This is a genomic window from Pseudomonas sp. B19125 (assembly GCF_044218855.1).
GTDB lineage: Bacteria > Pseudomonadota > Gammaproteobacteria > Pseudomonadales > Pseudomonadaceae > Aquipseudomonas > Aquipseudomonas edaphica.
Genome location: NZ_CP162589.1, coordinates 506,032 through 516,908, shown reverse-complemented (window position 1 = coordinate 516,908; position 10,877 = coordinate 506,032). Strand labels below are relative to the sequence as shown.

Sequence of the window (10,877 nt, the reverse complement as noted above, 5' to 3'; positions counted from 1 at the left end):
TGGTCTTTATGCCTGCCACGCCTGGCGCAAACGTGCCAGCGCCTGTGCGATGGCCGCCTCGGGTACAGCGGCGAACCCCATCACCAGGCCTGCGCGCTGGTCCGGTGGTGGGCTTGTGCACGCCAGCCAATAGCTACTCAAACCATTGATCTCAACATTGGCCGCATGGGCCTGAGCGAGCAACGTCTGCTCGCGGGCAAGGCTGTCCACTCGCACTGTCAGATGCAGCCCGGCCGCAACGCTGGGCAAGGCCCCGACGCCAGGCAACCCGTCCGGCCAACCGGCCAACAAAGCATTGCGCCGGCTCAGCGCAGCGCGGCGCATCCGGCGAATGTGGCGCTGGAAATGCCCTGCCGCCATAAACTCAGCCATCACCGCCTGAGTACTGACTTCGGAGTGGCGCATGTCCACAGCGCGGCGCCGGGTAAACGCTTGCACAAGGGCCGGTGGTAAAACCAGGTAGCCCAGGCGCAATGCCGGGAACGCCACCTTGCCGAAGGTGCCGACGTATAACACGCGGCCACTGCGATCCAGCGCCGCCAAGGGCGACAGCGGCGCACCGCTGTAGCGGTACTCTCCGTCATAATCATCCTCGACGATCCAGCCGCCCGTACGCTCGGCCCAGGCCAGCAACTCCAGACGCCGGGCCAGGCTCATCACCACGCCCAACGGATACTGATGGGAAGGTGTGACATAGGCCACACGGCAATCATGCAGAGCGTTGAGCACCTGGCAATCCAGGCCCTCGCTGTCTACTGGTACGCCATGCAATCGAGCGCCCGCCAAGGCGAACGCATGGCCGGCGGCGCGATAACCGGGGTTTTCCACCGCCACGCCGTCCCCAGGCTCCACCAGCAACTGTGCACAAAGGCTAATCGCTTGCTGTGCGCCACTGGTGATCACAATTTGCTCAGCCGTGCATTGCATGCCACGTGAACTGCGCAAATAGGCAGCGATCAGACCGCGCAAACGATCGTCACCGGCCGGGTCGCCATAGCACAGCAGTTCCAGGTTCGGCTTGCGCCAGAACGCCCCATTCAGCTTGGCCCATATATCAAACGGGAACAGGTCGAAGGCCGGCACACCCACTCGAAATGCCCGAGGCGGTCCAGCCGGAGGGTGAGCCAGGTGGTTGTTTTTTACCCGTGCCAGGCCCGCCCTGTGGATAACTTCATTGTCCAGATCTTCCGGCAAATCCGCCCATTTTGTGGATAAGGCTGGGGATAACCCTGTTGAAAACCCTGTGGATACTTTTGTGGATAGTTTTTTTGCCGTGGGCAGTTGGGCCACATAGGTGCCGTCACCCACCCGGCTTTCGATAAACCCTTCTGCGTACAGCTGATCGTAGGCGCGCACCACGCTGTTTCGGGAAATCGACAATGCCGCCGCCAAATCACGGCTGGCGGGTAATCGCGTGCCGCTGACCAGTCGCCCGTCCAGCACGCGCTGGCGCAGGGCCTCATAGAGTTGGCGCGTCAGCCCCTGACGGCGATCCAACTCGATACCTGCGGGGTTGAACGACAGCGGCGGCGCGATGGGCGACATATTGGACCTATGAAATTGGTGCCAGATGGCTCTTACAACGAACCATTAGCCTGCCTAGGATGCAGGCATTCGCCAAGGAAAATTTCCATGTACACACCGCGCGCCTTTGCCCTCAATGATTTGCCTGAACTGCAGCAACTGATCCAGCACACCCGCCTGGCGCAGTTGGTGACCTTTGGTGAGCAAGGCCTGCAGGCCAGCCATTTGCCGCTGCTGCTCAACCCCGACGAAGGCCCGAATGGCACGCTCTACGGGCACTTGGCCAAGGCCAACCCGCAATGGCGTGACCTGCAAAATGGCAGCGAAGCCTTGGTGATTTTTGCCGGTGCCGACGCTTATGTCAGCCCGGCGTTTTACCCGGCCAAGGCCGAGCACGGCAAAGTGGTGCCCACCTGGAATTACATCGCCGTGCATGCCTACGGCAAGGCTGAGGTATTTGCCGACGCCGAGCGTCTGCTCGCGGTGGTCACCGACCTCACCGATCGCCACGAAGGCAGCCGCGCCCAGCCATGGAAAGTCAGCGACGCCCCGGCCGACTACATTGACGGCATGCTCAAGGCCATCGTCGGCTTCGCCCTGCCCGTCGAGCGCCTGATCGGCAAGCGCAAACTCAGCCAGAACCGCAGCACAGCCGATATTGCCGGCGTGCGCGAAGGCCTGGCTGCCAGCCTTGATGTGCGCGACCAGACCCTCGCGCGCTTTATTCCCCAAGGAGTTTCAGAATGAGTCAGATCGACATCCGCCAAGTAACAGCCGCCGACCACGTCGCGTGGCTACCGCTGTGGCAGGCGTATTTGAAGTTCTACGAAACCGAACTGCCGGACGCCGTCAGCCAAAGCACCTGGCAACGCCTGATCGATGCCAACGAGCCGACCCATTCGGCGCTCGCCTGGCAGGACGGCAAGGCGGTGGGCATGGTCAACTTTATCTACCATCGCTCCAACTGGAGCATCGAGAATTCCTGCTACCTGCAGGATCTGCTGGTGGACCCAGCCCAGCGCGGCAGTGGCGTGGGCCGTAAGTTGATCGAGTTTGTCTACGCCACCGCCAAGGCCGACAACTGTGCCAAGGTGCACTGGTTGACCCACGAGACCAACGCCACCGCGATTGCGCTGTACGAACGCATCGCCGAACGCCCGGGTTTCATTCAATTTCGCAAAGGTCTTTAAGGAGCGCAGCATGCCTATCTCACCCGCCGACTGGAAAGGCGTCCCGGCGCCCACGGTTCAACTGCTTGAAGGGCGTTTTATCCGTCTGGAAAAACTCGACCCGGCGCGGCATGCCGACGGTCTGTTCCGCGCCCTCGAAGGCCCGGGTGCCGACCCGAAACTCTGGGACTATTTGCCTTACGGCCCCTTCCCGGAGCGCGCCGCGTTCGATGCATGGCTCAACAACCATGCAACCAACAGCGACCCGTACTTTTTCAGCGTGATCGACCGCGTCAGCGGCGATGTGCAAGGCATCCTCAGCCTGATGTCCATCGTCCCGGCCCAGGGCCGTATCGAAATCGGCCACGTCACCTTCGGCGCGCCGATGCAACGCTCGCCCAAAAGCACCGAGGCGGTGTACTTGTTGGCCAAATACGCGTTCGAGCAGGGCTACCGTCGACTGGAGTGGAAGTGCAACAACGGCAACGCCCGCTCAAAATACGCGGCCGAACGACTGGGCTTCAGCTTTGAAGGGGTGTTCCGCCAGCATATGGTGGTGAAGGGGCAGAATCGCGATACCGCGTGGTATTCGATTCTGGATTCGGAATGGCCCACCGTGGGCGCAGGCTTTGAAGAGTGGTTGTCCGAAGCGAACCAGGCCGGTTCTGGTCAGCTCAAAGGCCTGGCGGAGTGTCGCCGCCAGGCGATTTAAGCCTCAGGCCAGCTTCTGGGCGAGCACGGCAATGTGCTCCGGCCCAATCCCGCAGCAACCGCCTAAATGGCTGGCACCGCGTGCCTGCCAATCAGCGGCCCAGTGCAAGTAGCCGGGTGGGTCGAGATCGTCACGCAGGGGGTCGAGGCCATCGTTCGCGGTGGCCTCCTTGGGCTGCGGCGGGAAGGCGTTAGCGTAGGCGCCGATCTGAATGCTCACCCCCAGGCGCTCAAACGTTTGGCGCGCGGTATCAATGGCTGCGCCAATCACCTCCGGCTGGCTGCAATTGAACAGCAGCACCGCCACACCGAGTTGCGCGGCCGCTTCAGCCGCGTCTGCCACCGGTTCGCCAGAACGCAGGCGTGGCACCTCATCGGTGTCTTCATCCTTCAAGGTAAACGACAGCCAGAACGGTTTTCCGTCCTGCGGCAGGCCGGCGTGGATTGCCCGTGCCTCAACGATTGAACTCTGGGTTTCCGCCAGCCATAGGTCGACATGGGGCGCCAGGCCATTCACCAGTGGCGTCAGCAGTTCGCTGACTCGGCCGGCCTCGAACAAATCGGGCCGGTAGGAGCCGAACAGCGGCGGCAATGAGCCTGCCACACGCACCGTCTGGCTTGAAGCCTGTACCGCACGTCGCGCCAATTCACCGGCCAACGCCGCAAGCGCCTGGCCTTCGGCAGCAAACCGCGCTTCGCCAATATGAAACGGCACAACCGCGTAGCTGTTGGTGGTGATGACGTTGGCACCGCTCTGGATATAAGCCGTGTGCACCGCCTCTACCGCCTGCGGCGCTTCGCTCAACGCCAATGCCGACCACTCCGGCTGCCGAAACGGCGCGCCCCGGCGTTGCAGTTCACGGCCCATGCCACCATCGAGAATTACTGCGCTTACTGTGCCCATATGCTTTTTACTCATAAGCTTATGAAAATAACTCACTATGAGAGTCGTTCTTATAACTATTTAATGCGTACCGTCTGGTTAATAACAACCCTTTTTTATTCAGGTGTCGATTGTGAAACTTAAACCGCTGCTGGCCCTGGGCCTGACGATGCTGGCTGCCTCTACCCAAGCCTTTGGCGGTGCAACCCTGGACCGGGTTGAGCAAAAGAAAGAACTGGTGGGCGTGCTGATGGAAAGCTACCCGCCGTTCTCGTTTCTCAACGAGCAGAACCAACTCGATGGGTTTGACGTCGACGTGGCCAAGGCAGTCGCGCAGAAGTTAGGCGTGAAGCTGCGTCTGGAAACGCCGTCCTGGGACGTGATTGCCGCAGGTCGCTGGAGCGGCCGCTACGATATTTGCATCTGCTCCATGACCCCGAGCAAAGCCCGCGCCGAGGTGTTTGATTTCCCGGTGGAGTACTACGCCTCGCCTGCGGTGATCGTTGTGAATGCCAAGGATGAGCGCATCCATGGCGCCAAAGACCTCAGCGGCAAGAAAGTCGGCCTCACCAGCGCGTCCAGCTATGAAAGCTACCTGAACAAGAACCTGGTGATCGAAGGCGCCGAAGATACGCAACTTCAGTACCCGTTCGAGGATGTGCAGATCGCCCCGTACGACACCGATAACGTCGCCTTCCAGGACCTGGGCCTGGGCGCCGGTGTGCGCCTGGATGCGATCCTCACCAACCTGGTCACTGCCCAACCGCGCCTGAATCAGGACAAGCGCTTCAAGCTCGCCGGTGAGTCGCTGTATGCCGAGCCCAATTCGGTGGCCATCGAGAAAGGTGACCCGCAGTGGGATGCCAAGGTGCGTGAAGTGTTCGCGCAGTTGAAACAGGACGGCACCTTGAGCAAGCTGTCGCAAAAATGGATCGGCGCCGATATCAGCAAATGACCGCCTTCCCGACACCTCCCAAGCCGCCGGTGAACGCATCGCGGCTACAGCGACTCTTTGGCTTTCGTACGCGGTTGTACCTGACGTGGGCGGCGCTGTTTTGCCTGTTCGCCAGCTTCTTCCTGAGCTTTGACCTGAAGTTCTCGATCATCCTCGACAAACTGCCCAACCTGGTCGGCGTGCACTTGGCGCCGAACGGGTTTTTGCAAGGCGCAGCGCTGACGCTGTTTCTGTGCCTTTGCTCGATAGTCGCGTCGTCGGTGCTGGGTTTTATCACCGCGCTGGGGCGCCTGTCGAAAAGCGCCGTGGCCTTTGGCATTGCGAGTTTTTACGCCTCGTTCTTTCGCGGCACGCCGTTGTTGATCCAGATCCTGCTGATTTATCTGGGCCTGCCCCAACTGGGCCTGGTACCAGGCGCCATCGTCGCCGGGATCATCGCGCTCTCACTGAATTACGGCGCCTACCTGAGCGAAATCTTCCGCGCCGGCATCCTCGGTGTTCCCCACGGCCAACGAGAAGCCGCCCTGGCCCTGGGCATGCGTGACAGCGCGATCTTCTGGCACGTCACCCTGCCCCAGGCCATGCGCACCATCGTGCCGCCCGCCACCAATCAGTTCATCTCCATGCTCAAAGACTCGTCCCTGGTCTCGGTAATGGGCGTGTGGGAAGTCATGTTCCTGGCGCAGTCGTACGGGCGATCAAGCTATCGATACATCGAAATGCTCACGACCGCCGCGATCATTTACTGGGTGATGTCCCTCGGGCTGGAACTGATCCAGGCGCGCCTGGAGCGTCACTACGGCAAAGGCTATGTGCAGCGGGGGTGATGCCTAGGGCAACAGCCTCAACCACGCGCTGACGAGCCTAAGGCAAATGCGGCTTTAATCGCACCGCAGTAGAGACAACTCCCGCAAATCAGGGGTCGATAGCCTGACAGTTATCGCCCCGCCATCTCGCTAAATTCCCGGCCTCATTCACCAGAGGCTATGACTTCATGCCCTTCTCCGTCCTAAACCTTGCACGCGCTATCAGCCTGGCTGTTGGCGTAGCCAGTACTCCGTTTGCCTTCGCAGCTGCACCTTTTCAATTCGAGCTGGATCTTTCCAATGACCGTTGGCAATACCAGCCACCGGCTCCAATCGTGCCCATCGACAGCTACTTCGACCAGGCGACGACTCACAACGGCCAGCAACTGGCTGCAGTGCTTAAACCGGCTTTGCAACGTGCACTGCAAGCCGGCGACCTGACCTCGGAAGAAATCAAAGGCCTGCAAAAAGCCGCTGACGCACTGTCCCAACAACCAGGCGGCCTGGGTGCCGCATTCGAGCAACTGGCAGGCAGCCAAAATGCCAACTTGGCTGGCGCGACCCAAAACGCCACCGCGCACATCAGCGACTCATTGCTCGCAACCCTGCGCACGCTGCCCAGTCATGGCGATGGCCATTTGTGGGTGCAAGGCCTGGGCAACGGCGGCAAGCTCGACAAACAAGGCGGCAGCGACGGGCTCAAACAGGGCACCAAAGGCCTGATGCTGGGCGCCGATTGGGCCGTGGGTGACGCGTGGCGAGTCGGTGTTATGGGCGCCAAGTCCACCAGCGAGCTTCAAGCTCAACGTTTCAAAGGCGAACTCGACAGCTTGCACCTTGGCGGCTATGCCGTGCGCCAGGACGGCCCATTGGCCCTGCGCATGGGGGCGTTCTACAGTGATCACGCGGGCAAGAACAAACGTGACGTCAACTTGCTCGGTTTCAAGGAGCAACTCCAGGGCAACTACAACGCTCAAAGCCAAACAGTGTTTTCCGAGCTGGGCTACCAATTGGGCAGTGCCGACGTACAGGTAGAGCCCTTCGCAGGCTTGGGCTATCAGCGCTACCACCGTGACAGCTTTAAAGAAAAGGGCGGCGTGACCGCGCTGAACGTCGGCTCACAAACCCAGCAAAACCTGAACAGCACCTTTGGCCTGCGGCTGGCCACGGTGTACCGGTTCGACAATCGGATGAGCCTCACACCCCACGTGAGTACCAGTTGGAAGCATCTTTACGGCGAAGTCGACAGCCAAGTGCGCCAATCCACTCGCGCCGCACCGGGAATCATCGACAGTTTCACCATCACCGGTACCTCGTTGGACCGCAATAGCCTCGATATGCAAGCTGGCCTGGACCTCGCCTTGTCCACCGAACACAGCGTGGGCCTGACCTACAGCGCCCATGCCGGTACCCACAGCCGCAGCCAGGGCCTGACGGGGGAGTGGAAGATGAGTTTTTAACCGCGCCGATCGGTAAATTTCAGGCAAAAAAAAGGGGAGCACCTGCCCCCCCGAGGATTAAGCGGTAGTGTCGAAGGCTGGGTCAGCCTTCGATTTCAATCAGGATTTCGCCAGGGTTGACCCGGTCGCCCTTGGCCACGTGAACGGCAGTTACCTTGCCGGCAATCGCTGCCTGCACTTCGGTTTCCATCTTCATGGCTTCGGTAATCAGCACGGCCTGGCCCGCTTTGACCACGTCGCCTTCCTTGACCAATACGTCGACGATGTTTCCCGGCATCGCCGTGCTGACATGGCCCGGCTCGGTCGCGTGCTTGCGCTTGCTGCCGCCACTGCTGACAAACTCATTGAGCGGTTCGAACACCACTTCTTCGGGCATGCCGTCGATGGACAGGTAGAAGTGCCGTTTGCCCTCGGCTTTCACGCCAACACCGGTGATATCCACGCGGTAGCTTTCGCCGTGCACGTCGATGACGAACTCGGTCGGCACGCCTTCACCACCGGCACGCGCCACGCCGCCGGCTTCAGGGATCGGCAACAGCACTTCAGGCGCCAGGGTGCCGGCGTCGCGCTCTTCGAGGAACTTGCGGCCGATATCCGGGAACATGGCGTAGGTCAGCACGTCTTCTTCGGACTTGGCCAATGCGCCGATTTCGCCGCGCAACTTGGTCATCTCCGGCTTGAGCAGGTCGGCTGGGCGATGATCGATCACCTCTTCGCTGCCAATGGCCTGGCGACGCAGCTTCTCGTTCACGGTGCCCGGCGCCTTGCCGTAGCCGCCTTGCAGGTAGAGCTTCACTTCGTTGGTGATGGTTTTGTAGCGCTCGCCGGCCAGCACGTTGAAGAACGCCTGGGTGCCGACGATCTGCGAGGTCGGCGTGACCAGCGGCGGGAAGCCAAGGTCTTCACGCACACGCGGGATTTCGGCCAGCACTTCGCTCATGCGGTTGAGTGCGCCCTGCTCTTTCAACTGGTTGGCCAGGTTGGAAATCATCCCGCCCGGCACCTGGTTGACTTGCACGCGGGTGTCGACGGCAGTGAATTCGCTTTCGAACTGGTGGTACTTCTTGCGCACGGCGTAGAAGTACAGGCCAATTTCCTGCAGCAGTTCCAGGCTCAGGCCAGTGTCGAATTCGCTGCCTTTAAGGGCGGCGACCATCGACTCGGTGCCCGGGTGGCTGGTGCCCCAAGCGAAACTGGAAATGGCGGTGTCGATATGGTCGGCACCGTTTTCGATCGCCTTCAGTTGGCACATAGCAGCCAGGCCGGCGGTGTCATGCGAGTGGATAAAGATCGGCAGGCTTTGCTCGGCTTTCAATGCCTTGACCAGTTCGCCGGTGGCGTACGGAGTCAGCAGCCCGGCCATGTCCTTGATCGCTACCGAGTCGCAACCCATGGCTTCCATTTGCTTGGCTTGGGCCACAAAAGCGTCAATGGTGTGCACCGGGCTGGTGGTGTAGGCGATGGTGCCCTGGGCATGCTTGCCGGCAGCTTTGACCGCTTCGATAGCCACACGCAGGTTACGCACGTCGTTCATGGCGTCGAAAATGCGGAACACGTCGATGCCATTCACTGCAGCCTTGGCGACGAAGGCCTTGACCACGTCGTCGCTGTAGTGGCGGTAGCCCAGCAGGTTCTGGCCACGCAGCAGCATTTGCAGGCGTGTGTTAGGCAACGCGGCGCGCAGTTTGCGCAGGCGCTCCCACGGGTCTTCTTTCAAAAAGCGCACGCAAGCGTCGAAGGTCGCGCCACCCCAGACTTCCAGGGACCAGTAGCCGACTTTATCGAGCTTGTCGCAGATCGGCAGCATATCGTCGGTGCGCATGCGGGTCGCCAGCAACGATTGGTGTGCGTCGCGCAGGATGGTGTCGGTTACGAATATTTTCTTGGACATTGTTGTATTCCTCACAGGCCTGCGTGGGCGGCGATGGCGGCGGCGATGGCCAGGGCCAGCTCTTCGGGTTTGCGCTTGATCGAGTAGTTGGTCAGCTCAGGGTGGCTTTCCACGAAACTGGTGTTGAACTGGCCGCTGCGGAATTCCGGGTTGCGCAGGATTTCCTGGTAGTAGGCGGCGGTGGTCTTCACGCCTTGCAGGCGCATGTCGTCCAGGGCACGCAGGCCGCGGTCCATGGCTTCTTCCCAAGTCAACGCCCACACCACCAGTTTCAGGCACATGGAGTCGTAGAACGGCGGGATGGTGTAGCCGGTGTAGATCGCCGTGTCGGTGCGCACGCCGGGACCGCCGGGCGCGTAGTAACGGGTGATCTTGCCGAAACTTGGCAGGAAGTTGTTCTTGGGGTCTTCGGCGTTGATGCGGAACTGCAACGCGAAACCACGGTGCTGAATGTCTTCCTGTTTCACCGACAGCGGCAGGCCCGAGGCGATGCGGATCTGTTCACGCACAATATCGATGCCGGTGATTTCTTCGGTGATGGTGTGTTCCACCTGCACGCGGGTGTTCATTTCCATGAAGTACACCTCGCCCTCGGCGAGCAGGAACTCCACGGTGCCGGCGTTCTCGTAACCCACGGCCTTGGCCGCGCGCACCGACAGGTCACCGATGTAGGCGCGCTGTTCAGGCGTCAACTGCGGGCTTGGGGCGATTTCAATGAGCTTCTGGTTGCGACGCTGGATCGAGCAATCGCGCTCGAACAGATGCACCACGTTGCCAAAGCTGTCACCGAGAATCTGCGCCTCGATATGCTTGGGATTGACGATGCATTTTTCCAGGAACACTTCCGCCGAACCGAAGGCCTTGGTGGCTTCGGAGATCACGCGTGGGAAGGCTTGTTCCAGTTCTTCACGACTGTTGCAGCGACGGATGCCGCGACCGCCACCACCGGAGGTGGCCTTGAGCATCACCGGGTAACCAATGCGGTCGCCTTCGGTGAGGGCTTCGGCGATATCAGCCACGTTGCCTTCGGTGCCCGGCGTGACCGGCACACCGGCCTTGATCATGCTGCGGCGCGCTTCGGTCTTGTCGCCCATGCGGCGGATCACTTCGGCCGACGGGCCGATGAACTTGATCCCGCGTTCGGCGCAAATGTCTGCCAGCTCGGCGTTTTCCGACAGGAACCCGTAGCCTGGGTGCAAGGCGTCACAACCGGTTTCCACGGCCAGGTTCACCAGCTTACGCGGGTTCAGGTAACCGGCCAGCGGCTCGGCACCAATGCTGTGGGCTTCGTCGGCACGTTTAACGTGCAACGCGTGGCGGTCGGCGTCCGAGTAAACCGCGACCGAGCGAATGCCCATCTCGGCGCAGGCACGCACGATTCGTACGGCAATTTCACCACGGTTGGCGATCAGGATCTTTTTTATCACTTGGAAATTCCCTTGAGCCGATTGCTGCGTTCTACGACCCGTTGGATCCGG

10 protein-coding genes are annotated in these 10,877 nt (G+C 60.8%); 6 read left to right on the top strand and 4 right to left on the bottom strand.

Features of this window, described 5'->3' with window-relative positions:
- Positions 1-6: 6 nt before the first annotated feature.
- Positions 7-1,545, bottom strand: coding sequence for a PLP-dependent aminotransferase family protein (locus tag AB4P96_RS02245; protein ID WP_138449558.1), 1,539 nt, complete (start codon positions 1,543-1,545; stop codon positions 7-9).
- Between the two features lie 87 nt (positions 1,546-1,632).
- On the opposite strand from AB4P96_RS02245, the gene AB4P96_RS02240 reads away from it, so the two are divergent.
- Genes AB4P96_RS02240 through AB4P96_RS02230 form a run of 3 tightly spaced genes read left to right on the top strand, consistent with a single transcriptional unit; the run spans position 1,633 to position 3,405 of the window.
- Positions 1,633-2,271, top strand: coding sequence for an FMN-binding negative transcriptional regulator (locus AB4P96_RS02240; protein WP_395600471.1), 639 nt, complete (start codon positions 1,633-1,635; stop codon positions 2,269-2,271).
- Complete coding sequence (locus AB4P96_RS02235; protein WP_176992483.1) at positions 2,268-2,714, top strand: GNAT family N-acetyltransferase; 447 nt, start codon at positions 2,268-2,270, stop codon at positions 2,712-2,714. Before AB4P96_RS02240 ends, AB4P96_RS02235 begins: the two co-directional genes overlap by 4 nt.
- A 10-nt stretch (positions 2,715-2,724) precedes the next feature.
- The gene (locus AB4P96_RS02230; protein WP_017135782.1) at positions 2,725-3,405 is read left to right on the top strand and encodes a GNAT family N-acetyltransferase; all 681 of its coding nucleotides are present in this window, start codon (positions 2,725-2,727) and stop codon (positions 3,403-3,405) included.
- Positions 3,406-3,408: 3 nt separating this feature from the next.
- Here the strand turns inward: AB4P96_RS02230 and AB4P96_RS02225 are convergent, their stop codons facing one another.
- The gene (locus AB4P96_RS02225) at positions 3,409-4,308 is read right to left on the bottom strand and encodes a homocysteine S-methyltransferase family protein (RefSeq protein ID WP_017135781.1); all 900 of its coding nucleotides are present in this window, start codon (positions 4,306-4,308) and stop codon (positions 3,409-3,411) included.
- A 112-nt stretch (positions 4,309-4,420) separates the two neighbouring features.
- On the opposite strand from AB4P96_RS02225, the gene AB4P96_RS02220 reads away from it, so the two are divergent.
- The 3 genes from AB4P96_RS02220 (at position 4,421) to AB4P96_RS02210 (ending at position 7,508) form a co-directional block, all read left to right on the top strand.
- Positions 4,421-5,242: an ABC transporter substrate-binding protein gene (locus tag AB4P96_RS02220; protein ID WP_099550230.1), complete on the top strand. Its 822-nt coding sequence runs from the start codon at positions 4,421-4,423 to the stop codon at positions 5,240-5,242.
- The gene (locus AB4P96_RS02215) at positions 5,239-6,069 is read left to right on the top strand and encodes an amino acid ABC transporter permease (protein WP_395600470.1); all 831 of its coding nucleotides are present in this window, start codon (positions 5,239-5,241) and stop codon (positions 6,067-6,069) included. The genes AB4P96_RS02220 and AB4P96_RS02215 overlap by 4 nt, the downstream gene beginning before the upstream one ends.
- A gap of 167 nt (positions 6,070-6,236) precedes the next feature.
- Entirely contained in the window at positions 6,237-7,508 is a 1,272-nt protein-coding gene (locus AB4P96_RS02210) for an autotransporter domain-containing protein (protein ID WP_017135778.1), read from the top strand.
- An 82-nt stretch (positions 7,509-7,590) separates the two neighbouring features.
- Here the strand turns inward: AB4P96_RS02210 and oadA are convergent, their stop codons facing one another.
- Together oadA and AB4P96_RS02200 are read right to left on the bottom strand one after the other, a co-directional pair.
- Positions 7,591-9,399 carry a sodium-extruding oxaloacetate decarboxylase subunit alpha gene (gene oadA, locus AB4P96_RS02205; RefSeq protein ID WP_017135777.1) on the bottom strand — a complete coding sequence of 603 codons (1,809 nt, stop codon included), beginning with the start codon at positions 9,397-9,399 and terminating at the stop codon, positions 7,591-7,593.
- Between the two features lie 11 nt (positions 9,400-9,410).
- Positions 9,411-10,826 carry an acetyl-CoA carboxylase biotin carboxylase subunit gene (locus AB4P96_RS02200; RefSeq protein ID WP_003213442.1) on the bottom strand — a complete coding sequence of 472 codons (1,416 nt, stop codon included), beginning with the start codon at positions 10,824-10,826 and terminating at the stop codon, positions 9,411-9,413.
- Positions 10,827-10,877 lie beyond the last annotated feature (51 nt).

Excerpts from the sequence above, each read along its gene's own strand:
- AB4P96_RS02215 (WP_395600470.1), top strand. The coding sequence starts at position 5,239 with ATGACCGCCTTCCCGACACCTCCCAAGCCGCCGGTGAACGCATCGCGG.
- AB4P96_RS02210 (WP_017135778.1), top strand. The coding sequence starts at position 6,237 with ATGCCCTTCTCCGTCCTAAACCTTGCACGCGCTATCAGCCTGGCTGTT.
- AB4P96_RS02225 (WP_017135781.1), bottom strand. The coding sequence starts at position 4,308 with ATGGGCACAGTAAGCGCAGTAATTCTCGATGGTGGCATGGGCCGTGAA.
- oadA (WP_017135777.1), bottom strand. The coding sequence starts at position 9,399 with ATGTCCAAGAAAATATTCGTAACCGACACCATCCTGCGCGACGCACAC.
- AB4P96_RS02235 (WP_176992483.1), top strand. The coding sequence starts at position 2,268 with ATGAGTCAGATCGACATCCGCCAAGTAACAGCCGCCGACCACGTCGCG.
- AB4P96_RS02230 (WP_017135782.1), top strand. The coding sequence starts at position 2,725 with ATGCCTATCTCACCCGCCGACTGGAAAGGCGTCCCGGCGCCCACGGTT.
- AB4P96_RS02240 (WP_395600471.1), top strand. The coding sequence starts at position 1,633 with ATGTACACACCGCGCGCCTTTGCCCTCAATGATTTGCCTGAACTGCAG.
- AB4P96_RS02245 (WP_138449558.1), bottom strand. The coding sequence starts at position 1,545 with ATGTCGCCCATCGCGCCGCCGCTGTCGTTCAACCCCGCAGGTATCGAG.